Genomic DNA, 21,779 nt, shown 5'->3' with positions numbered 1-21,779 from the left:
AAACATCCGCCTGTAGTCTATGGAGTGCGCAAAGGGGTGACACCGTGCGCGGCGGCGGGGCGCTGCTCAGTGCCCGGCGGTTGATGGAGAGGCTGCTTCCTGCAGGCCTTCAGGGTTGAGGATCAGGACGTGTTTCTGGTTGATCTTGATCAGGCCGACGTCATGGAAGCGCGACATGACACGGCTGACGGTCTCGAGCTTGAGCCCGAGGTAGCTGCCGATTTCCTCGCGCGTCATGCGCAGGTGGAATTCGGTTGCCGAGTAGCCACGTGCGCGGAAGCGGCGCGACAGATTGACGAGGAAAGTTGCGACGCGTTCTTCGGCGCGCATGCTGCCGAGCAAGACCATCACACCCTGTTCGCCGACGATTTCGCGGCTCATGATGCGGTGGAACTGTTTCTGCAGTCCGGCGATCTCGCGTGAGACTTCTTCTAGGCGCGAGAAGGGGATGGCACACACCTCGCTGTCTTCCAGCGCGATCACATCGATGATGTGGCTGTTGGTGCCGATACCGTCGAGACCGATGATCTCGCCCGACATCTTGAAGCCCGTCACCTGGTCGCGGCCGTCTTCGGTGGCGATGCAGGTCTTGAACGAACCACTTCGTACAGCGTAGAGCGATTTGAACGGCTCGCCGGCATGCTGCAGGCTCTCGCCTTTCTTGACGCGGCGGCGTGTCGTGACCAGGCCATTGATCTTCTGTACCTCGTCCTGAGCCATGCCTTGCGGCAGGCAGAGTTCGCGCAGATTGCAGTTGGTACAGCGCACTGCGAGATCCCGTGAGGCGCACGATGCGTCGGTGTGGCGGGTGACGTCGATGGTGACTTGCATGATGTGTTCCTCGTTGGCTCGGGTCATGTTGATGGTCAGTGAGGACGGTGCAGTGGGAGCGCTTCCCTGATGCGCTCGAACTCTTCCGTCTTGTCGAAAAACCAGCGCGCACCTGCATCCATGTAGAAGCGGCGGTACTGGGGCGTAGCGTGATTGGTGAGTACGATGAATTCGATTCCCGGAGCCTGTGGATTGACCGCACGCAGCACCTCGATGCCGCTGCCGCCGATCAGCTGGATGTCCAGCACGACGCAGTCAGGCTGCGTCTCGAAGATGCCCTGGACCGCAGTGGCGGGCGTATCAGCCTCGCCGACGACATGTACGTCGTCGATGCTGTTGAGCAATTCCACCAGCCGGGCACGGATGGCCGGCGAGTCTTCGACGATGAAGACGCTGGTGCTTGCGCTGCGGGTTGGGCTACTTGAGTTCATGGCTGCAGTTTGGTCTGCAGCGGCTCCACCCACCATCAGGGACGGCTGGAATGCAGCGTCGGGAAAGGCTGATTCGAGATGGGAGATTGTCGGGCAGGGGGTAGGAATTGCCCTACACGCCGGCCCCGTGCCCAGCCATGCAGCGTCGGTGGGCGCACTGCACCAGCAGCCATCGCCATCCCGTCTTTCGCCTGGCTGACGAGCTCCGGGAAGCCATGCTTACCCGGACTGCATTGCTCCCGGCGCGCGGCCTGTTGATCCACGTCAAGGGCGTGCGGCCACTACGGCCTACCTTGAAGGCGTGAACAACATTTTCCGCTTTCAAGGAGCTCATCATGTACAAACATCTACTTGTCCCCACTGACGGATCCGATCTGTCGCAGGGCGCCGTCACCCAGGCCGTGCAACTGGCACGCACGCTCGATGCGCGCATCACCGTGCTCTACGTACAGGCCGAATGCCCCAAGCCCATGGGTGGAGAGGCCTTCACCATGGGGCCGTTCAGGGAGGAATTTCTGCGTGCGACGGCCGCAGCGACCAATGCCGTGTTCGAAAGCGCCAAGTCCGTGATCGCCGGCTCCGGCGTGAACTGCAAGTACGTCACCGCGACGAGCGATGCTCCCTGGGAGGTCATCATCTCGACGGCGCGTTCCGAAGCCTGCGACCTGATCTTCATGGCCTCGCATGGGCGGGGTGGCATCGCCGGCTTGCTGATCGGCTCGCAGACGCACAAGGTGCTCGCGCACTGCAAGGTGCCGGTGCTGGTCTGCAGGTAGAGCGGATGAGTACGCTGCATCAAGCCGCCTGAGGGCGGCTGGCGGAACCTCCGCAGGAGTTCCGCCCTACGCTTCTTCGCCCAGCGGCAACCACAGCTCGACGATGGTGCCGAGGCCGGGTGTGCTACTGATCTGCGACTGGCCGCCGAGCAGGTAGGCGCGTTCGCGCACGCCGAGCAGGCCGTGCGAGTTGCGCTTGCGCGGGCTCTCCAGCGAGAAGCCGCTGCCGTTGTCCTGCACGCGCAAGTGCACCTTGTCGGCACCGCGTTCTATCAGTACGTCGACGCGGCTGGCGTTGGCGTGCTTGGCGATATTCGTCAGCGATTCCTGCAGCACGCGGAACACGGCCGTGGCATAGGGGTCCTCGAGATCGAGTTCGCCCTGAATGACAACGTCACACTCGGCGGAAGAGCGCTGGGTGAACTCCTGGATCACCCATTCGACCGCGGCCGCCAGGCCCAGGTCGTCGAGCATCAGCGGGCGCAGGTCGGCCGAGATGCGGCGCGTGGCGGCTACCGTCTGGTTGAGCATGGACTCGATGCGCGCGATGCGCTCGGCCATGTGATGGCTTTCGGCCGGCACCTCGTGGCGTAGCGCAATCACATCCATCTTCAGCGCGGTCAGCGATTGCCCCAGCTCGTCATGCAGCTCGCGTGCGATGCGGCTCTTCTCCTGCTCGCGCACCGACTGTGCCAGTGCAGCCAGCTCGCGCAGCTCTTCCTTCGACTGGCGCAGCGCAGCCTCGGCGTGCACGCGCTCGGTCACGTCGCGCAGGATCACCGTGTAGAGCTTTTCCTCGCCTTCGCCGGAATGGGCAATCGACGCCTCCACCGGAAACTCCTCGCCATTGGCGCGCAGTCCGTACAGCACCATCGGGCCGCCCATGCGACGCGTCGTCGCACCGGTCTTGCCGAAGCGTTCGACATGCCCTGAATGCGTGGCGTGGAAGCGGCGCGGGATCAGCAGGTCGAGGGGTTGCCCCATGGCGCTCTCGCGTGGGTGCAGGAACACCAGTTCGGCCGCCTTGTTGTAGATCACGATGCGCTGGCGCGCGTCGACCGCCACGATGGCATCCATGGCCGACTCCAGCACACCGGATACCAGCAGATTCAGTTTCTGTTGGTCGAATTTATCCACGAAGACTCCAGCGAGAGGGATGGGCAACGAGCATTGGGAGAGTCGAAAACACTTGCAGGTGCACGATTATAGGCGGCGCTGCCGATTGCCCGTCAGCGTCGCGCTTCGCTATAGTCGGGACTGCCCTTCCGACAGTTCGCCATGACCGACATCAAACCCGCCCGCATTCTCGTTGCCGACGACCACACCCTCATGCGCGAAGGCCTGCGTCGCATCATCGAGGGCGCGCCCGACATGCTGGTGGCGGCCGAGGCCACCAATGGCCAGGAAGTCATTGCCCACGTGCGCAAAGGCGAGCTCGACCTGGTGCTGCTCGACCTGTCCATGCCGGGCAAGAGCGGCGTGCCCCTGATCAAGCAGATCAAGGAAGAGTTCCCCAAGCTGCCGGTGCTGGTGCTCACCATGCACCAGGAAGACCAGTACGCCGTGCGCTCCATCCAGGCGGGTGCCTCGGGTTATCTCACCAAGGAGAGCGCTGGCACCGAGCTGCTCAACGCCATTCGCCGCGTCGCCGGCGGGCGTCTCTTCATCAGCCCCGAGGTGGCCGAACAGCTCGCCATGAACGCAATGCCCGGCAGCAACAAGGAGCTGTCGCACAAGGCCTTGTCCGACCGCGAGTTCGAGGTCTTCCGCATGATGGTCGAAGGCATCTCGGTGACCGACATCGCCGAACAGCTGAACCTTTCTGCCAAGACCGTCAGTACACACAAGGCGCGCATCCTGCAGAAGATGAACATGCAGTCGCTGGCGCAGCTGGTGCGCTACGCGGTCGAGCATGGTATTGCAGGCGAGCGCAGCGCCAGCGAAGACTGAGTCGCTTCCCCTTTTTCCGGTCACGCAGAAACCCTCGCGAGAATCGCTGCGCCTTGATCTGGCTCAGATCCTTGCAGGGCCAGTAGTGCAAGATCAGTTGGCGAAAACTGCCGCGCATGCTCACTCTCGTGGGCGCGAGGCGACAGACCAACGCCCGGCGGCGCAGCACGTCCATGACTTGCGTGCGGAGCAAGGTCCGGGCTCTTGCAGGAGGGGACAGCATGACTTGCAAACTGAATGTCGACGCCTTGCTGGCACACACACCGATCTTTGGCGACCTCAATGTCGCGCGCCGCGTGCGGATCGCACAGACGGGGCGTGAGCTGCAGGTGGCCAAGCATCGCTTCGTGTTCCGTCGTGGCGATACGGCGGGGGGCTTGTACGTGGTGGCCAGCGGCCACATCAAGCTCTCCATACCTTCGCCGGGTGGCAACGAGAAGGTGCTGGAGTTCTTCGGGCCGGGCCAGCTCTTCGGTGAGTCCGGCATGTTCCTCGAGCGCCCCTATATGGTCGATGCGCAGGCGCTGGAGGACAGCGTACTGGTATGCATTGCGCGTGACGACATCTATGCCGCGCTGGAGCGCGATCCGGTGTTGTCGCGCTACATGCTGATGAACCTGGCACGGCGCATGGATGCGCTGGTGGAGGACATCGAGGCGGTCAATCTGCAGAGCGCCTCGCAGCGTCTTGCCTGCTTCCTGCTACGGCAGCCACGCGATGGCGCATGCACGCGCTTTCCCTATTCCAAAGGCATCGTGGCATCGAAACTCGGGCTCTCGCCGGAGACCCTGTCACGCCTGTTGCACCAGTTGTCGAGCGCCGGCCTGATCTCGGTGCACGGCCGCATGGTGACGATCCATCAGCCGGAGGCCTTGCGCCTGCAGCAGGTCGCGAGTTGAAGGGCTGCCCCACAGGCATGCAGGTCGGAAAAGCGCAGCGCCTTCCGACATTTCGGCCGTACCCGTATGCCCGAGCCTGGCCGACCATGAAGATGCCCGAAGGCGCTGCGCTTTTCCAGCCTACGCGCCGCTGAGCCACGCCGGGCGTTCAGTGGCGTCGAGCCAGTTCTTCACGATGAGGCCGAGGTCGGTGTCGCCGGAGATCTTCAGCCGGCGCTGGAAGAACAGGGTGTCGGCATCCATCGTGCCGCGCGCCAGGCTGGCGAAGTCGGCGAGGCGCGCGCCGATCTCGAGGTCCATGCTCTGTGTGTTGCTGGCGTGCCATTGCGGACGGAAGCGACCTTGACGGCAGCTGAAGCAGCAGCGCAGGCCAAGGTCTTCGATGCTGATGCCGAAGCTGCGCCCGTCGAGTTGGGGAGGCGGCTGCAACCACTGCATATGCCGGGCGAATTCGAGTGCGGCCACCAGATGCGCGGAGACGAAACCGGCGGGCAGGTGACGTCCAAGGCTGGCGAGGGGACGCAGCAGGTCTGTGCTGTCTGGCGGGCGAGGGGGCATGAGGCTCAGATGACTCCCAGTTGCTTGATGCCGGCGTCGCCATGCCAGTAGCCGTTGCAGCGGCCGATGCCGGCGGGTGGCGCGACGCGTTCGGCGGGCTGGCTGGCACGCAGTGCATCGAGTGCCGTGATGGCTGCGAACGTGCCTTGCGATTGCGGGCTGACACGCAGGACGTCTACGCCCAGTTGCGCCAGTGCGGGTGCCTGATCGAGCAGGTCGAGACAGGCGGCTGATTGCGTCTGCACGCCATTGATGGCGAGGAAGGCCTGTGACTCGCGCGTACGCAGATCAAGACCGTCTGGAAACTCGAGGCAGCGGAACTGGCAATCGTCCTTGTTGAGGCGGAAGTGGCGCGCCGTGAAGCAGCGCGCCGAGAACGCCAATGGCATGCGGCCCCAGACCATGGCTTCGATCTCGAGTCCGGGTGGGGTCTCGGCCATCAACTGGTTGAGGACGGCACGGCTGATTTCGAGCGGCACCACCGCGCGGGTGGCGCCGCAGCCCTGCAGCCAGCGCAGCGTGTCACCGTTGTAGGCGTTGAGGTGCGGTCCGGCCACGAAGGGCTGACCCTTGCGCGCAGCAACCGCGCCGGTCTCGCCCGCTTCGACGGCGTAACCGTCCTGCTCGCAGAGCAGGCGCATGGCGCTGGCCTCGGCCCCGGTTTCGATGAGGGTGCGCGTCGATAACACGACTTCCTTGCCGGCTTCGCGCAGCATTGCAGCGAGGTCGAGCCAGTCGGTGCTGCGCAGTTCGTGACGCCGGCTGCATACGGTCTCGCCGAGATAGACGATGTCGGCTGGCGAGCTGGCCAGTTGCAGGTAGAAGTCGAAGGTCTCCTGGCGTGACCAGTAGTACAGCAGCGGCCCCACCGAGATGCGGTAGGCGCAGGTCGGGTATGACTTGCGGGTGTCGTGTGGCGTCGTCATTTCCATGGTCGGTCGAATGCTCCCTGGGTGACTTGCGAGCCTTCGGCGTGGCGTGCCAGCGCGGCCTGCCATTCGGGGCGCGCCGAGAAGCGCGCCGGGTCGGCCTGCAGGCTGTCGAGTGCGGTACGCAGCGTGGCGGTGACCTGGCCGACGTAGGCCGGGCTGCGCTGGCGGCCCTCGATCTTGAGGGCGGCGACGCCCATCTCGTGCAGCCGTGGCAGCAGGCTCAGGGCGTTGAGGCTGGTGGGCTCCTCGAGTGCGTGGTCCATGGTGTGCTCACCATTGCTCGAGACCTCGAAGCGCCCCTTGCACAACGTAGGGTAGGCGGCGTGTTCGGTCGGCCCGTAACGGTCGATGAGAATGTCGCTGAGCCGCGCCTCGAGCTGGTTGCCGTCGTTGTACCAGCGTACGGCGTGGGCGGGCGAGCACACGCCCTTGTTGTTGGGCGAGTCGCCGGTCGCGTAGGACGACAGCAGGCAACGGCCTTCGGCCATCACGCACAGGCTGCCGAAACCGAAGACCTCGATCTCGACGCTGGTCTTGCGGATCAGCTTCTCGATCTCGGCCAGGGTCAGCACGCGGGGTAGCACCGCGCGGCGGATGCCGAACTCCGCGCGCATGAATTCGATGGCATCGGCATGCGTGGCCGAGGCCTGTACCGACAGATGCAGGCGCAGATCGGGATAGCGCTGGCTGGCGTAGGCGAGCAGGCCGGGGTCGGCGAGGATCACCGCGTCGGCACCGCTGTCATGGGCGACGTCAACGGCGGCGCGCCAGTCCGAGGAGCGCCCGGCTTGCGGAAAGGTGTTGATCGCGAACAGCACCTTGCGGCCCAGGCCGTGGGCCAGCGCGACACCGCTGGCGAGTTCGCCGGCGCTGAAGTTCAGGCCGGAGAAATTGCGCGCATTGGTCGCATTCTGCAGACCGAGGTAGACCGCGTCGGCGCCGGCGTTGAGGGCCGCCTTGAGCGCGGCAAGGCTGCCGGCAGGGGCGACGAGTTCGATGGGCGGGCGGGTGGCAGGGCTTGTCATGGTGTTGACGCTAGGCCCGTCGTGGCCACCCGGCCTTGTCCGGGATCAAGCTCTGGCGCGTTGTTGCAGCGGCTGGCCGGGCATTCCGGGTGTGGCGCACCCGCCACGACGGTTTGCCCGACAGCGGCAGTACCGCGCCCGGGTTTGATGCAGATCAAAGCTCGCGCCGCGCCCCGCGGTAAGGTGCGTTGGGGTGGTTTGCGTGTAATCCCCACGTCAGACTCTTGCTATAAATACTGAAACCATCGCAACGTCATCCAGCCAGCCAGTGCCAGCCGATACCGTTCTCGACCCTCCTCTGCTGAGCCGTGACGATGCCTCCCGGGCGCCCCTGACGCCGCGTGCGCCTGGCGCGGCGCCGGCCGGGGACTATCGCGCCCTCGATGTGGCCGAGGTACAGGCGCAGTTCAGCCGCCCTACCGGCACGCCGCACCAGATCGAATCCTGGCTGCTGGTCGAAGGCATGACCTGCACGAGCTGCGCGCAGGGTATCGAGCGTCGTCTGGCGGCGCGGCCCGGCGTGATCTCGGTCGATGTGAATGCGGCGGCAGGCCGTGCGCGTCTTGTCTGGGATGCGCAGCAGGTGCGCCTGTCCACCTTGTTCGCCGATATCGCCGCGCTCGATTACCGACCCTTCCCGGTACAACAGATCGGCACCGACCTGACGCGTCGCGACGAGCGCCGCAAGGCCCTGTGGCGCCTCTTCGTGGCCGGCTTCTGCATGATGCAGGTGATGATGTATGCCGCACCGGCCTACTTTGCGGAGCCCGGTGACCTCACGCCCGACATGGAGCGCCTGCTCAAGTGGGCGAGTTGCGTGATGAGTTTGCCGGTGCTGCTGTTCGCCGCCACACCCTTTTTCAGCAGTGCCTGGCGCGACCTGCAGGCGCGCCGCGTCGGCATGGACGTGCCTGTGGCATTAGGCATCGTCATCACCTTCGTGGCCAGCACGGCATCGCTGCTGCACCCCGGCGGCGAGGCCTACTTCGACTCGCTGACCATGTTCGTGTTCTTCCTGCTTGGCGGCCGCTATCTGGAGACGCTGGCGCGCGGCAAGGCTGCGTCCAGCCTCGAGAGCCTGACCACGCGCCTGCCCGACAGCGTCGAGCGTTTCGACGACTGGCCGACCGCGCATGCCGGCGAGCACGTGGTGCTGCACCAGTTGCGTGTCGGCGACGTGCTGCGCGTTGCCGTTGGCCAGGCCTTTCCTGCCGATGGCGTGGTGCTGGCCGGCAGCTCGGCCGTCGACGAGGCGCTGCTGACCGGCGAGGCCCGGCCGATTGCCAGACAGGCCGGCGATGCCGTCGTGGCCGGCAGCTACAACCTCGAAGCGCCGCTGGTGATGCGTGTCGAACGTCTGGGGGCCCAGTCGCGCTTTGGCGAGATCGTGGCGTTGATGGCGCGTGCTGCGAGCGAGAAGCCGCGCCTGGCGGCGCTGGCCGACCGGTATGCCAGCAGCTTTCTGATTGCCGTGCTGCTGCTGGCAGCGCTGGCAGGCATTGCCTGGTCCTTCGTCGATCCCGCGCGTGCCGTATGGGTTGCCGTGTCGGTGCTGGTCGTGACCTGTCCCTGCGCCTTGTCGCTGGCTACGCCGGCGGCGGTGCTGGCCACCAGCGGCCTGCTGGCGCGGCGCGGCGTGCTGGTGTCGCACCCCGCAGCGCTGGAGGCACTCGCAGGCGCCGGGCGCGTGGTGTTCGACAAGACCGGCACGCTGACCCACGAGCAGTTGGCCCTGGTCGCGCTGGAGTGCCTGCGCGAAGGCATGGGCCGTGACCGTGTGCTGGCCCTGGCGATGGCGATGGATGCGGGCTCGCTGCATCCGGTGGCGCGCGCCCTGCAGCGCGTGGCATTGCCAGAGTGCGAGGCTCCGGGCCTGACGGCTGTGCGCGAGGTGCGCGGGGCGGGCGTCGAGGCGGTTTCGGGCGAGCACGTCTATCGGCTCGGCTCGGCAGCTTTTGCATGGCCACAGTGGGCCGATCGTGCGACACATGCCCGCGGCGGCGTCACCGTGCTGCTGGCCGATGAGCGCGGGCCGATTGCCGTCCTGCGCTTCGACGAACATCTGCGTGACGACGCCTGCGCCAGCGTGGCGGCCCTGCGCGCGCAACAGGTCGAGGTGAGCGTCCTGTCCGGTGACCGCGATATCAACGTGCGTACGGTGGCGGCCTGGGCCGGCATCGACGATGCGCGCGGCGCGCAGACGCCGGAGGACAAGCTGGCCGTCGTCACCGCCTGGCAATCGGGCAGCGTGCCTGCGCAGTGCATCGTGATGGTCGGCGATGGCATCAATGACGGGCCGGTGTTGTCGCGCGCCGATGTCTCCATCGTCATGGGCAGCGGTGCGCCGCTGAGCCAGTCCGACGCCGACCTGGTGTTGCTCTCCAACCGTCTGGCTGATGTGCCGCTCGCCATTGCTGAAGCACGGCGCATGGGGCGCGTAATCAAACAGAATATTTTCTGGGCTGCGGGCTATAACTTGATCTGTGTGCCGCTGGCACTGTTCGGCCTGCTGCCGCCCTGGCTCGCGGGGCTCGGCATGGCCAGCAGCTCGCTGCTGGTGGTGCTCAATGCCTTGCGCCTGGCCCGACCTGCCGTGCCCCTCACTGCGAAGGAGTCGTGACGATGGACATCCTGTTCCTGCTGATTCCCGTGTCGGTGATCCTCGCGCTGTCCTTCGTCGTCGTCTTCTACTGGGCGCTCAAGGAAGGACAGTTCGAAGACCTCGACCGACCCGGTCGCGCGATCCTCGATGACGATGACGGATAGATGGTGCGGCGCGCGCCTGCGCGTATCGAGCCGGCCGCGACCATGACGCGTTGCATGAATTCCCGCACGCTTCACTTTGCTTGATCTGCATCAATTTCTTCACCCCCATGCATTGCGACACTGCGTGGGAATCTGGAAAAAGCTTCGGACAAAGCTTCACAAGGCTGACACATGACAAATACCGTGACCGCAGAGCAGTTCAACTACCGCGTCGTCAGGCAGTTCTCCATTGCCTCCATCCTGTGGGGTGTGGTCGGCATGCTGGTCGGCGTGATCATCGCCGCCGAGCTGACCTGGCCCGACATCAACATGGGCATCTCCTGGCTGTCGTACGGCCGGCTGAGGCCGCTGCACACCAATGCGGTGATCTTCGCCTTCGGCGGCTGTGCGCTGATGGCGACTTCCTTCTACGTCGTGCAGCGTACCTGTCAGGTGCGACTGTTCATGGGCAAGCTGGCGGAGTTCGTGTTCTGGGGCTGGCAGGCGGTGATCGTGCTGGCGGCCATCACCCTGCCGCTGGGCTACACCAGCGGCAAGGAATACGCGGAGCTGGAGTGGCCGATCGACATCCTCATCGCGCTGGTCTGGGTGGCGTATGCCGTCGTGTTCTTCGGCACCATCGGCATTCGCCGCGTGAAGCACATCTACGTCGCCAACTGGTTCTTCGGTGCCTTCATCCTTGCCGTGGCGCTGCTGCACATCGTGAATAGCGCGGCGATGCCGGTATCGTTCTGGCATTCGTATTCGGCCTACGCTGGCGTGCAGGACGCGATGGTGCAGTGGTGGTACGGCCACAACGCGGTGGGCTTTTTCCTTACCGCCGGCTTCCTCGGCATGATGTATTACTTCATCCCCAAGCAGGCCGAGCGGCCGGTGTATTCCTACCGCCTCTCCATCGTCCACTTCTGGGCGCTGATCTTCACCTACATGTGGGCCGGCCCGCACCACCTGCACTACACGGCACTGCCGGACTGGACGCAATCGGTCGGCATGGTGTTCTCGCTGATCCTGCTGGCGCCCTCGTGGGGCGGCATGCTCAACGGCGTGCTGACCATTTCGGGCGCCTGGCACAAGCTGCGCGACGACCCGATCCTGCGCTTCCTCATCGTCTCGCTGTCCTTCTACGGCATGGCGACCTTCGAGGGCCCGATGATGTCGATCAAGACTGTCAACGCCCTGTCGCACTACACCGACTGGACGGTGGGGCATGTGCATTCCGGTGCGCTCGGCTGGGTCGGCTTCGTCACCATGGGCAGTCTCTACTACCTGATCCCGCGCATGTTCGGCCGCGAGAAGATGCACAGCATCAAGGCCATCGAGCTGCACTTCTGGATCTCCACCATCGGCGTCGTGCTCTACATCGCCGCCATGTGGATCGCCGGCGTCATGCAGGGCCTGATGTGGCGTGCGGTGAATCCTGACGGCACGCTGACCTACACCTTCGTCGAGTCCGTGAAAGCCACCTTCCCCTTCTACGTGGTGCGTCTGCTTGGCGGTGCGCTGTACCTGTTCGGCATGCTGGTCATGGCGTGGAACGTGTGGATGACTGCACGCGCAGGCAAGGCAGTCGAAGCGCCGATTCCAGCCCCCCAAAAACTTGCGCACGCCTGAGGACCGACATGGCTTTCACACACGAGAAAATCGAAACCAATAACTGGCTGATGATTGCGCTCATCCTGGTGGTGATCGCAGTCGGCGGTCTCGTCGAAATCGTGCCGCTGTTCTTCCAGCGCTCGACCACGGCGCCAGCGCCCGGCCTCAAGCCCTACACCTCGCTGCAACTGGCAGGGCGCAACATCTACGTACGGGAAGGCTGCTACAACTGCCACTCGCAGATGATCCGCCCACTGCAGGCCGAGACCCTGCGCTACGGCCACTACTCGACCGCGGGCGAGTTCGTCTATGACCACCCCTTCCAGTGGGGCAGCAAGCGCACCGGTCCGGATCTGCAACGCGTCGGCGGACGCTACACGGACGAGTGGCATCGCATCCACCTCAACAACCCGCGCGACCTGGTGCCGGAGTCGAACATGCCGGCGTACTCGTGGCTGAACGATGCACCGCTCAAGCCGGCCGAGGCTGAAGCCAGCATGCGCGCCATGCGCCGTCTTGGCGTGCCCTATACCGATGCCGACCTGGCCGGCGCGGCAAAGGCTGTCGAGGGACACAGCGAGATGGATGCCGTTATCGCCTATCTGCAGGTGCTTGGCACCGCAGTGAAGTAAGGGAGGCTCTCACATGGACATCAACACACTCCGCGCCATCGCCACGCTCATCTGCTTCGGGCTGTTCATCGGCATCGTCTGGTGGGCCTATCGCGGCAAGAACGCCGAACGCTTCAACGAGGCTGCGATGCTGCCATTCGCGCTGGACGAGTTTCCCGAGCAGCGCACTGCAAGCCATGTCGAACAGAAGCGGGAAGGACAACAACGATGAGTGATTTCGTCAGTGATTTCTGGGCCTACTACGTTGGCGTCGCCGTCATCGTCAGCATCCTGGCCTGTGCCTGGCTGCTGTGGATCGTCAGCCGCAAATCACCCAAGCCCACCACCTGGGACGAGGTCAAGGCTGCGGGCGACGGTAGCGGTACGACCGGCCACATCTGGGACGAGGATCTGCAGGAGCTCAACAACCCGCTGCCGCGCTGGTGGGCCTGGCTTTTCATCATCACCATCCTCTTCAGCTTTGCCTACCTCGTGATCTACCCCGGTGTCGGCAGCTATGCCGGCAGCGCCGGCTGGTCGACGCAGAAAGCGTATGAGGCCGAGAAGCAGGCTGCGGATGCGGCCACGGCACCGCTCTATGCGAAGTTCGCCAGCCTGAGCACCGAGCAACTTGCCGCCAGTGGCGATGCCATGGCCATCGGCGAGCGCCTGTTCATGAACAACTGCGCGCAGTGTCACGGCTCGGACGCGCGTGGCAGCAAGGGCTTCCCCAATCTGGCTGACAAGGACTGGCTCTACGGTGGCACGCCAGAGAAGATCCACGAGTCGATTGCCAAGGGCCGGCGCGGCACCATGCCGGCGATGGGGGCGGCGGTCGGTTCGGCCGATGACGTCGTCAATCTCGCCAACTACGTGCTGTCGCTGTCGAAGAGCGGCAACGATTCGGCCAAGGCAGCAATGGGGCGTGACAGCTTCGCGCCTTGTGCGGCCTGTCATGGTCCCGAGGGAAGGGGCAACGAAGCGGTGGGCGCGCCGAATCTCACCGACAACATCTGGCTGCATGGCTTCGGTGCCGACAACATCATCTCGGCCATCAACAAGGGCCATGCCAGCAACATGCCGGCGCATGAGGGCAAGCTGACGGCGGCGCAGATCAGCATCCTCACCGCCTACGTCGGGCAGCTGTCGAATCCCGTCGTGACGACGGCTTCCGCGGCGCCGGCAAAGTAGGCGCTGGAGCCAGCATGGCGGTGCGCTCGAAACGCAAGGTAGTCCCCATCGTTCCGGTCGAGCCGGAGCAGGCGTCGCTGTACGAGGCGCATCAGAAGGTCTACCCGCGTTCGGTGAAGGGCCGCTTCGCATCGCTGCGCTGGCTGTGCGTGTGGCTCACGCAGATCGTCTTCTACGGCCTGCCCTGGCTCTACTGGAACGACCGCCAGGCGGTGGTCTTCGATCTTGCTGCGCGCAAGTTCTATATTTTCGGCCTCGTGCTGTGGCCGCAGGACTTCATCTACCTCACCGGCCTGCTGGTGGTGTGCGCGCTGTCGCTGTTCCTGTTCACCGCGGTGGCAGGGCGCGTGTGGTGCGGCTATGCCTGTCCGCAGACGGTCTACACCGAGATCTTCCTGTGGATCGAGCGCCACACCGAGGGTGACCGCGCGGCGCGCATCAAGCTCGATGCGGCGCCGTGGTCGGCCAACAAGTTCGCGCGCAAGTTCGCCAAGCAGATGGCATGGATAGGCTTCGCGCTGTGGACCGGCTACACCTTCGTCGGCTACTTCACGCCGATACGCCTGCTCGGCGCCGAGATGCTGAACTTCGCGCTCGGCAGCTGGGAGGTCTTCTGGGTGCTGTTCTACGGCTTCGCCACTTACGGCAATGCCGGCTTCCTGCGCGAGCAGGTGTGCAAGCACATGTGCCCGTACGCGCGCTTCCAGGGCGCGATGTTCGACAAGGACACGCTGATCGTTACCTACGATGCCGAGCGCGGCGAGCCACGCGGCGCGCGCTCACGCAAGGAGACGGAAGTGAGCGTCAGCGGTGCGGACTGCATCGACTGCACGCTGTGCGTGCAGGTCTGCCCGACCGGCATCGATATCCGTGACGGCCTGCAGGTCGGCTGCATCGCCTGCGCGGCCTGCATCGATGTGTGCGACACGGTGATGGACAAGGTCGGCACGCCGCGCGGCCTGATCCGCTATGCGACCGAGCGCGAGCTGAGCAACCACGTTGCACCGGCACAGCACGTCAGCGAGATGTTCAAGCGCCTCGTACGCCCCCGCGTGGTGCTCTACAGCGTCGTGCTCGGTGTGCTGAGCATTGCGCTGCTGACCAGCCTGCTGGTGTTGCGCAAGCCGTTCCGCGTCGACGTGATCCGCGACCGCGGCGCGCTGGCGCGCGTCACCGAGAGCGGCTTCGTCGAGAACACCTATCGCCTGCAGATCATGAATGCCAGCGAGCATCCGCAACGCTTCAGCATCGAGGTCAGCGGCGTACCCGGATTGCATGTCGCGTCGGACGACAGCATCCTCGTCGCGGCGGCCGACAGTCGCTCGGTTGCCGTGCGCCTGCAGACACCGCAGGACAAGGGCCGACCCGGTTCGAACCCGATCCGCTTCCACATCACCGCAGGGCCGCCCGACGATGCGGGTGCACCATCGATCAACGAGAAATCGGTATTCCTGGTGCCGCTGTAAGGCGCGCCACTGACACGGAGACAGACCATGAATTCCGCAGCTACTGACGAAGTACACGCGAACGGCGCACCGTGGTGGCGACAAGGCTGGTGCTGGCTGGTCATCGCCGGCCCGCTGGCGGTCGTCATCGCCGGCAGCATCACCATCGTGATTGCCTATAGCGATGCCGACACGCTGTCGCCGGTGTACATCAGCGAGCATGTGCGCATGCAGGCCGATCGCCGCGTCGCCAACAGCCTTCTGCCGGCCGAGGCTGTCAGCAAAGGCGCAGTCGTACATTCCGGCGCGACAAAATAAGCGCAAGCCTGACGAGAGGGGAGACGCAGATGCTGACACCGAGCAAACTGGCCCGTGCTGCATGGCCCGCTTTCCTGATGGCCTGCGTGCTGGAGCTGGTCATCTTCGCCATGGTCGATCCATCCGACGTGCAGTGGATGGGTCACCCCCTCGAGATCAGTCGCAGCAGCGTGTATTCGCTCGGCTTCTTCCTGTTCTGGGGCATCTGCTTCGCGGGCAATGTGCTGATGATGTTCCTCAATTGCTCGACCTGTCCGGAGGCCAGCCGCAACCCGCTACGCTAATGCCGTAAGCATTCTTCGAGATGCCTCTTGACCAGCATCAAGCCCTTCGGCGCGACTTTGCGCCAATGTCGGCATTGGAACAGGACGCGCCGAACGAGGGCTCCATCATGAAAGAAATCCGCAGCATGCAATCCTTGAGCACCACCGATGCCGAACCCCTGGCGGAACAGGCTCATCCGTCACGACTGGCCGCGCTCGACACCGGCCTGCTGCAGCGCTTTGACATTTCCGGCCCGCGCTACACCTCGTATCCGACCGCAGACCGCTTCATCGAGGCTTTCGACAGCCGCACGCTGGAGAGCTGGCTGCACGCGCGCAGCGTCGGCGCGCGCGCCACGCCTCTGTCGGTCTACGTGCATGTGCCGTTCTGCGAGTCGCTGTGCCACTACTGCGCGTGCAACAAGATCATCACGCGCGACCACGCCAAGGGCACGGCCTACCTCGACGATCTGGCGCGCGAGATCGCGCTGTACCGCGGGGTCTTCGCGTCCACCTCAGCCACGGCGGCGAAGCCCGTCGTCTCGCATCTGCATCTCGGTGGCGGTTCGCCGACCTTCCTCTCCGACGCGGAGCTGGCGCGCCTGATAGGGCTGATCGGCAATGCCTTCCAGCTCGACACGGGTGACGCGGGCGAACGCTCGATCGAAGTCGACCCGCGCACGGTCAGCCGCGAGCGCATGGCGGCGCTTGCCGCCCTCGGCTTCAATCGCGTGAGTTTTGGCGTGCAGGATTTCGATGCCGATGTGCAGCGCGCCGTGCACCGCGTGCAATCCACGCAGCAGGTGTTCGACCTCGTCGCGGCCTCGCGTGAACTCGGCTTCCGGTCCACCAACATCGATCTCATCTACGGCCTGCCCCGCCAGACCAGTGCCTCGTTCAAGACCACGCTCGACACGCTGCGCGCGCTGCGCCCCGACCGCATCGCCCTGTATGCCTACGCCCATCTGCCGGCACGCTTCAAGCCGCAACGGCGCATCGTCGATGCCGAGCTGCCGCGGGCCGAAGACAAGGTGCGCATGGTGCAGCAGGCCATGGAGGCGCTGCTGGCGGATGGCTACGTCTACATCGGCATGGACCACTTCGCGCTGCCCGATGACAGCCTCGCCATTGCCAAGGCGCAAGGGCGCCTGCATCGCAACTTCCAGGGTTACACCGACCAGCCCGATGGTGATCTGATCGGTCTCGGCGTCTCGTCCATCAGCAAGATCGGCCCGACCTACAGCCAGAACGCCAAGACCATCGCCGAGTATCGTGACTTCCTCGCACAGGAGCGCCTGCCCGTCGTCAAAGGCATCGAGCTGTCGGCCGACGACATCCTGCGGCGAAGCCTCATCATGGCCTTGATGTGCCAGGGGCGCGTCTCCATCGAGGCGATGGAAATCGCCCACCTCATCGATTTCCGCAAGACCTTTGCCAGCGAGCTGCAGGAGCTGGCACAGTTCGAAAACCTGGGCCTCATCGAATGCAGCGACGAGTGGCTGCAGGTCACCGAGCGCGGCTGGTACTTCGTGCGTGCCATCGCCATGGTGTTCGACCGCTACCTGCGCGCCTCGCAAGAGCACGCGCGCTTCTCGCGCATCCTCTGACAAAGCATGTGAAGGCCGTATGAACCTCGCATTGATCCTCTCCGGCGCAGCACTCGGCCTCGCCAGCGGAGGTCACTGCATTGCCATGTGCGGCGCGGGCAGTTCGTACCTGCTCGGATCAGGGGCGGCCCGTGCGCCGCGTGAGACCGTCTCACGTCTGGGCGCCTTTCATGGCGGCCGCGTGGCGGGCTATGCCCTCGTCGGTGCCTTGCTTGGCGGTACGGCAGCGGCATTCCATGCGCTCACCGAATGGGTGGCGCTGCTCAGGCCGCTGTGGACCATGGCCAACACGGTGATGTTCCTGCTCGGTGCAGCGCTGTTGATCACAGCGCGTCAGCCGCAGATCCTCGTCGCGATTGGTGAAAAGGCGGGGCGCTGGCTGCGCGGCGCGTCGGGCAAGGGCGAGCAGCGCGTCGTGCTGCATCCACGCCTGTCGCTCGCCGACTCTCCTCTCGCCGGCCAGCCTGTCTCGGGCGTGGGCAGCTCGTCGCGCGATACGCAGCGCTCCGCCAGGAGAGGGCTGGGGGTCGGCCTCAGCTGGGCCTTCATCCCGTGCGGGCCGCTGTACTCGGCCTGGACTCTGGCCCTGTTCGCGGGCGATCCGCTGTCAGGCGCGCTGACGGCCGTGGCCTTCGCCAGTGCCTCAGGCATGCAGCTGGCATTCGCGCAGTGGTGGCTGGCACGCTTCGGGCGTGCGCAGGGTGACAAGCGGGCCGCGCAAGGCAGCCGCTGGGACAAGCTCGGCATACGCTTTGCGGGTGCGGCACTGTGCCTGTCGGCGGGCTACTCCATCGCCATGCTGGCCCGCGGTGGCGAGGGCATGGGCTGGTTCTGCCTCTAGCCATGGCTCGCAATGCGCCGGCAGCCTGAAACTCCGTCATTGCCGCGAGCGCAGGAACGACAGACCAACCGCCGCGCAGCTGACACGCACGATTCCGAATAGCCCGCAGGCTGAACCGAAGAGCAAGAGCGAGTACCAGACATGAACACTATCAACACCGTAGTCATCCCTGGCTTTGAAGATCCGCGAGCCATGCTGTTGGCTTGTCACGACAAGGTGCGGCATTTCGCGCGCCTCGCCGCGCGGCTGGAAGCACATGTCGCCGACAAGGGCGCCGACAGCGAGGCCAGCCATGCCGCGAAAGGCATCCTGCGCTACTTCAATCTGGCCGCACCACTGCATCACGACGATGAGGAGCTGGACCTCTTCCCGGCCCTGCGCGGGCTTGGCAGCAGCGAACTCGACAGCGCCATCAACCGGCTCGAGTCCGAGCACGAAGAGCTGGCTGCACTCTGGGCCTCCATCCGTCCCTGGCTCGAAGCGACCGCACACAATGAACTCGTTGCGGCACCCGCCAGCGTCACCGAGTTCGCGCGGCGCTACGTGCTGCACGCCGGTGCCGAAGAGACCGAAGTGTACGGCGCCATGGCCGATCTGCCGCCCGAAGTCATCGCTGCCATCGGTCGCAGCATGTGCGCGCGCCGCGGTTTGAGTTGAGCCGGCGTTGGGCGTATCGCTCGCAAACTTGATCGCGGTCAAGGCCGCGTGACGTGAACCTCCGTAGCCTGTAGGTCTACTTCTCCCTACAGGCACTCGCCCATGTCGTTCAAACCTCTCGAAATCGTTGGCCGTAAGTTGTTGCCCATCGTGCAGGGCGGCATGGGGGTCGGCATTTCGGCACATCGTCTCGCCGGTGCGGTGGCGCATGAGAACGCCGTCGGCACCATCGCCAGCATCGACTTGCGTCACCACCATCCCGACCTGCTCGAGCAGACCCACAAATGCCGTGACGGCGCGCTGATCGACCGCGTCAACCTCACCGCGCTCGACCGCGAGATCAAGAGCGCCCGCGAAGCCTCGCAAGGCAAGGGCTTGATCGCCGTGAACGTCATGAAAGCCGTGCGCGACTACGCCAACCTCGTGCGTCAGGCCTGCGAGAGTGGTGCGGATGCAATCGTCATGGGTGCGGGCCTCCCCATCGACCTGCCGGATCTCACCGCGAATTTCCCCAAGGTCGGCCTCATCCCCATTCTCTCCGACTCGCGTGGCGTCGGCATCGTGCTCAAGAAGTGGTTGCGCAAGGGCCGCAAGCCCGACGCCATCGTCATCGAGCATCCCGCGCATGCGGGCGGGCATCTCGGCGCGAGCACCGTCGAGGGACTACGCGACGAGCGCTTCGAATTTGACCGCGTGCTCGGCGAAGTGCAGGAGCTCTACAAGGAACTCGAACTGGGCCAGGATGCACCACCGTTGATCGTCGCTGGTGGCATCGACAGTCACGAGAAAGTGCGCCACTGGCTCACCAACGGAGCCTCTGCCGTGCAGCTCGGCACCGCCTTCGCCGTGACCCTGGAAGGCGACGCCCACCCCGAATTCAAGCGGACGCTGATGGAAGCCACGCCGGAGAGCATGGTCGAATTCACCAGCGTCGCCGGCCTGCCTGCACGCGCCGTTGCCACGCCCTGGCTCACCAATTACCTGCGTCGCGAAGCCGACCTGCAGAGCAAGGCCAAGGCCGACCCGCGTCGCTGCACGCAGCGCATGGACTGCCTGACCCAATGCGGCCTGCGCGACGGCCTCGGCAAGATCGGCCAGTTCTGCATCGACCTCAAACTCGCCGCTGCCGTGCGCGGCGAAACCGACAAAGGCCTCTTCTTCCGCGGCGGCGGCCGCCTGCCATTCGGCCAGTCGATGCGCTCCGTCAGCGAGTTGATCGACTACCTGATGACGGGGCGCATGCCGATGCTGGCTGCAGAACCGTCGGGCGCCCACGCCCTGACCTGAACGACTGATTGCGCTGCGCCTCGCTGAAGCGGTGCCGGATGCGCCTGGTCCTGGATGGCGGCCACTCGGCCAATGCGGAAATTGGCTTAGGCGTCAGCGAGCGACCGCTCTTGGGGCCTGACCGGTCGCGTGGCCAGGGAGATCAACGTGGAGGTGAGGTGCGGCCGGAGCGAAGCACGGGGAAGTACAAGCGCAGCTTATGGCCGTCTCGCTCGACTGTAGAGTTAGGCGCATCTGTGGAAAAGTTGAGAAAGAAGTAGGATTCTTCCATGTGACACTTGCCCCAATTCATCTAGTTCTTCGTTGCCGACTGAAGCATGAAATATACAGTGTCTCTTATTTCATCATTTGAGAGAGACAACCCGCCTCTGGCTGGGTGGGCACCAACCCCAAGAATTGTGTTTTTTGTGAGCGTGGGCAGTCCTTTTTTCGCCAACTTTTGCCATGCTTTCCGGTCAGTAAGTTTTGGGGCACCCGCTGCTCCTATAGCGTGGCAGGCCTCGCAACTTTTCCCATACAGAGTCTGCCCGTTGGCGAAATTGAGCGGCCCTAAGGATGACTCTGCAGTAGAGAACACAACTGGCAACAGGTTGTTCTGACTAATACTCAAACTACCGGGGTCTGGAGGGAAGAAATACTGTTCGTTCATGCGCATGAAATCTGTACCTCCCGCGCCTCCGTTGGAGATATAGGCTTCCAACAGCTTACGAATTTTGGGAGTAAAAGTTTTCTCCTTGCTCGCGGACAAAACGTAAATCGCATATGCAGCCTCCGGTGAACCTTTGGCAGAAGCACTTTCCAGTAAGGCTAGCGCTTCCGTCTCGTTCTTCTGAACGTATTTTCCGAAGTAGAGCATGATCGCTAATTGGTACTGAGACTTAAGATCCCCTCGCTCTGTCGCTCGGCGCCATTCCATCTCGGCCCCTTCAAAATTCTTCTGTTTGAATGCATCTAGCGCATCTAGCGCATCTTCGTAGCTCGCATAGACCGATCCAGCGTGAATTAGAAGAAGTAGCGAAAGAAGCCGAAGAGCGTTCATCTTTAGATTGCCCAGAACATGTGTCTTCTGTGGTCGAGGAGCTAGTCGCCTAACGTAGAGGTAAGGGGCGAAGACTGCGCAGCAGGCGGAGTCCAGCGGAACGAAGTGGAGCGGCCTTGACCGCCGGGTTAGCGTGCTTCACGGCGCAACTCTTCTAGCATGTACTCACAGGCAGCTGCTTCGGTTGGGAACTGCCCCAAGATAGCCTCATTTCCTCGCTCGTAAAAAGAAACGAACCATTCATCTCCGCGCCTTTCAAGGCAAACACGCTCATTTTTTGTGCTGCCGTTCAGCGAGTACAGGCGGGACGGAATGCCCAAGCTTTGAAGTTCTTTCGAGAGCTGAAGTACATCCATCTCAGGGGTCACTCGTAAATCTTGCCGCAATAGAGAAAGCTCGCAAAGCGCTTCCATGGCGAAGCTGAGGCTAGACCTTGCGTCGCCCCAACATCTGTTGACTCGCCCCAAGCGGCGGCGGCTTCTAAAAAGCCGTCAACGGTGATGTTCTCCCAAGACTCCTTGTTCGCTTGGAAGTCCGCCTGAAGTTCGCGCACAAACTCCATGAACGACTTTTCATCATTGCCCCGGCCTAGTAGATCGTGAGGGTCCGTCATTGCACGCTAACTTGTAGTAGACGGACCCCTCGGTCCGTCTACGGTTAATAGTACGGACGGGGAATATCCGTATTAAATATATGATTTCATTGAAACATACCTTCGACCTGTCCGTCTACGGGCGCCAATAGTGCGGACAGCGCGGC

The 21,779-nt window shown here is 64.1% G+C and carries 25 protein-coding genes; 16 read left to right on the top strand and 9 right to left on the bottom strand.

What is annotated here, in order from left to right:
* Window positions 1-66: 66 nt before the first annotated feature.
* Both fnr and VVD49_RS04080 read right to left on the bottom strand, forming a co-directional pair.
* Entirely contained in the window at window positions 67-831 is a 765-nt protein-coding gene (gene fnr, locus VVD49_RS04085) for a fumarate/nitrate reduction transcriptional regulator Fnr (RefSeq protein ID WP_327597852.1), read from the bottom strand.
* Between the two features lie 35 nt (window positions 832-866).
* Complete coding sequence (locus VVD49_RS04080) at window positions 867-1,262, bottom strand: response regulator (protein ID WP_327597851.1); 396 nt, start codon at window positions 1,260-1,262, stop codon at window positions 867-869.
* A gap of 335 nt (window positions 1,263-1,597) precedes the next feature.
* Here VVD49_RS04080 and VVD49_RS04075 point away from each other — a divergent pair, with 335 nt between their 5' ends.
* A complete protein-coding gene (locus VVD49_RS04075) occupies window positions 1,598-2,038 on the top strand; it encodes a universal stress protein (RefSeq protein WP_327597850.1) in 441 nt (146 codons plus the stop codon).
* 66 nt (window positions 2,039-2,104) lie between these two features.
* Here VVD49_RS04075 and VVD49_RS04070 read toward each other — a convergent pair whose 3' ends face one another.
* The gene (locus VVD49_RS04070; RefSeq protein ID WP_327597849.1) at window positions 2,105-3,175 is read right to left on the bottom strand and encodes a PAS domain-containing sensor histidine kinase; all 1,071 of its coding nucleotides are present in this window, start codon (window positions 3,173-3,175) and stop codon (window positions 2,105-2,107) included.
* A gap of 141 nt (window positions 3,176-3,316) precedes the next feature.
* Between VVD49_RS04070 and VVD49_RS04065 the strand changes: the two genes are divergently transcribed.
* Both VVD49_RS04065 and VVD49_RS04060 read left to right on the top strand, forming a co-directional pair.
* Window positions 3,317-3,988 carry a response regulator transcription factor gene (locus VVD49_RS04065; protein WP_327597848.1) on the top strand — a complete coding sequence of 224 codons (672 nt, stop codon included), beginning with the start codon at window positions 3,317-3,319 and terminating at the stop codon, window positions 3,986-3,988.
* A gap of 221 nt (window positions 3,989-4,209) precedes the next feature.
* Complete coding sequence (locus tag VVD49_RS04060) at window positions 4,210-4,887, top strand: Crp/Fnr family transcriptional regulator (RefSeq protein ID WP_327597847.1); 678 nt, start codon at window positions 4,210-4,212, stop codon at window positions 4,885-4,887.
* Window positions 4,888-5,007: 120 nt separating this feature from the next.
* Here the strand turns inward: VVD49_RS04060 and ubiT are convergent, their stop codons facing one another.
* From ubiT to ubiU, 3 genes are read right to left on the bottom strand one after another with little or no spacing between them, the layout of a single operon-like run.
* Window positions 5,008-5,445, bottom strand: a complete 438-nt coding sequence (gene ubiT / locus VVD49_RS04055) for a ubiquinone anaerobic biosynthesis accessory factor UbiT (RefSeq protein WP_327597846.1) — start codon at window positions 5,443-5,445, stop codon at window positions 5,008-5,010.
* A gap of 5 nt (window positions 5,446-5,450) precedes the next feature.
* Entirely contained in the window at window positions 5,451-6,377 is a 927-nt protein-coding gene (locus tag VVD49_RS04050) for a U32 family peptidase (RefSeq protein ID WP_327597845.1), read from the bottom strand.
* On the bottom strand, window positions 6,368-7,402 hold the full coding sequence (ubiU, locus tag VVD49_RS04045) for a ubiquinone anaerobic biosynthesis protein UbiU (RefSeq protein WP_327597844.1): 1,035 nt from the start codon (window positions 7,400-7,402) through the stop codon (window positions 6,368-6,370). The genes VVD49_RS04050 and ubiU overlap by 10 nt, the downstream gene beginning before the upstream one ends.
* Window positions 7,403-7,670: 268 nt before the next feature.
* Here ubiU and VVD49_RS04040 point away from each other — a divergent pair, with 268 nt between their 5' ends.
* The 13 genes from VVD49_RS04040 to VVD49_RS03980 all read left to right on the top strand — a co-directional run bounded on the left by VVD49_RS04040 (window position 7,671) and on the right by VVD49_RS03980 (window position 19,981).
* A complete protein-coding gene (locus VVD49_RS04040; RefSeq protein ID WP_327597843.1) occupies window positions 7,671-10,022 on the top strand; it encodes a heavy metal translocating P-type ATPase in 2,352 nt (783 codons plus the stop codon).
* Window positions 10,023-10,024: 2 nt separating this feature from the next.
* Window positions 10,025-10,168 (top strand): cbb3-type cytochrome oxidase assembly protein CcoS, encoded by a 144-nt coding sequence (gene ccoS, locus VVD49_RS04035; RefSeq protein WP_327597842.1) that lies wholly within the window; start codon window positions 10,025-10,027, stop codon window positions 10,166-10,168.
* Window positions 10,169-10,339: 171 nt separating this feature from the next.
* The gene (gene ccoN / locus VVD49_RS04030) at window positions 10,340-11,779 is read left to right on the top strand and encodes a cytochrome-c oxidase, cbb3-type subunit I (protein WP_327597841.1); all 1,440 of its coding nucleotides are present in this window, start codon (window positions 10,340-10,342) and stop codon (window positions 11,777-11,779) included.
* Window positions 11,780-11,787: 8 nt separating this feature from the next.
* Entirely contained in the window at window positions 11,788-12,393 is a 606-nt protein-coding gene (gene ccoO / locus VVD49_RS04025) for a cytochrome-c oxidase, cbb3-type subunit II (protein WP_327597840.1), read from the top strand.
* 13 nt (window positions 12,394-12,406) lie between these two features.
* Complete coding sequence (locus tag VVD49_RS04020) at window positions 12,407-12,604, top strand: cbb3-type cytochrome oxidase subunit 3 (protein WP_327597839.1); 198 nt, start codon at window positions 12,407-12,409, stop codon at window positions 12,602-12,604.
* A complete protein-coding gene (gene ccoP / locus VVD49_RS04015) occupies window positions 12,601-13,563 on the top strand; it encodes a cytochrome-c oxidase, cbb3-type subunit III (RefSeq protein ID WP_327597838.1) in 963 nt (320 codons plus the stop codon). Before VVD49_RS04020 ends, ccoP begins: the two co-directional genes overlap by 4 nt.
* Before the next feature lie 14 nt (window positions 13,564-13,577).
* Complete coding sequence (gene ccoG / locus VVD49_RS04010; RefSeq protein WP_327597837.1) at window positions 13,578-15,029, top strand: cytochrome c oxidase accessory protein CcoG; 1,452 nt, start codon at window positions 13,578-13,580, stop codon at window positions 15,027-15,029.
* A 27-nt stretch (window positions 15,030-15,056) separates the two neighbouring features.
* Complete coding sequence (locus VVD49_RS04005) at window positions 15,057-15,326, top strand: hypothetical protein (RefSeq protein WP_327597836.1); 270 nt, start codon at window positions 15,057-15,059, stop codon at window positions 15,324-15,326.
* A 29-nt stretch (window positions 15,327-15,355) separates the two neighbouring features.
* Window positions 15,356-15,610, top strand: coding sequence for a hypothetical protein (locus tag VVD49_RS04000; RefSeq protein WP_327597835.1), 255 nt, complete (start codon window positions 15,356-15,358; stop codon window positions 15,608-15,610).
* A 107-nt stretch (window positions 15,611-15,717) separates the two neighbouring features.
* A complete protein-coding gene (gene hemN, locus VVD49_RS03995; protein ID WP_327597834.1) occupies window positions 15,718-17,196 on the top strand; it encodes an oxygen-independent coproporphyrinogen III oxidase in 1,479 nt (492 codons plus the stop codon).
* 19 nt (window positions 17,197-17,215) lie between these two features.
* Window positions 17,216-18,037 carry a sulfite exporter TauE/SafE family protein gene (locus VVD49_RS03990; protein ID WP_327597833.1) on the top strand — a complete coding sequence of 274 codons (822 nt, stop codon included), beginning with the start codon at window positions 17,216-17,218 and terminating at the stop codon, window positions 18,035-18,037.
* 141 nt (window positions 18,038-18,178) lie between these two features.
* Window positions 18,179-18,694 carry a hemerythrin domain-containing protein gene (locus VVD49_RS03985; RefSeq protein WP_327597832.1) on the top strand — a complete coding sequence of 172 codons (516 nt, stop codon included), beginning with the start codon at window positions 18,179-18,181 and terminating at the stop codon, window positions 18,692-18,694.
* 102 nt (window positions 18,695-18,796) lie between these two features.
* Window positions 18,797-19,981 carry an NAD(P)H-dependent flavin oxidoreductase gene (locus VVD49_RS03980; protein ID WP_327597831.1) on the top strand — a complete coding sequence of 395 codons (1,185 nt, stop codon included), beginning with the start codon at window positions 18,797-18,799 and terminating at the stop codon, window positions 19,979-19,981.
* Window positions 19,982-20,273: 292 nt separating this feature from the next.
* Here the strand turns inward: VVD49_RS03980 and VVD49_RS03975 are convergent, their stop codons facing one another.
* The 3 genes from VVD49_RS03975 to VVD49_RS03965 form a co-directional block, all read right to left on the bottom strand.
* A complete protein-coding gene (locus VVD49_RS03975; protein WP_327597830.1) occupies window positions 20,274-21,020 on the bottom strand; it encodes a c-type cytochrome in 747 nt (248 codons plus the stop codon).
* A gap of 128 nt (window positions 21,021-21,148) precedes the next feature.
* The gene (locus VVD49_RS03970; protein WP_327597829.1) at window positions 21,149-21,388 is read right to left on the bottom strand and encodes a hypothetical protein; all 240 of its coding nucleotides are present in this window, start codon (window positions 21,386-21,388) and stop codon (window positions 21,149-21,151) included.
* Window positions 21,385-21,633 (bottom strand): DUF7660 family protein, encoded by a 249-nt coding sequence (locus VVD49_RS03965; protein WP_327597828.1) that lies wholly within the window; start codon window positions 21,631-21,633, stop codon window positions 21,385-21,387. Before VVD49_RS03965 ends, VVD49_RS03970 begins: the two co-directional genes overlap by 4 nt.
* Between the last annotated feature and the right edge of the window lie 146 nt (window positions 21,634-21,779).

The organism is Uliginosibacterium silvisoli, from assembly GCF_036017035.1.
Classification (GTDB): domain Bacteria; phylum Pseudomonadota; class Gammaproteobacteria; order Burkholderiales; family Rhodocyclaceae; genus Viridibacterium; species Viridibacterium silvisoli.
Note: the sequence above shows the minus strand (reverse complement) of the source record. Positions and strands in the feature narration are given on the sequence as shown.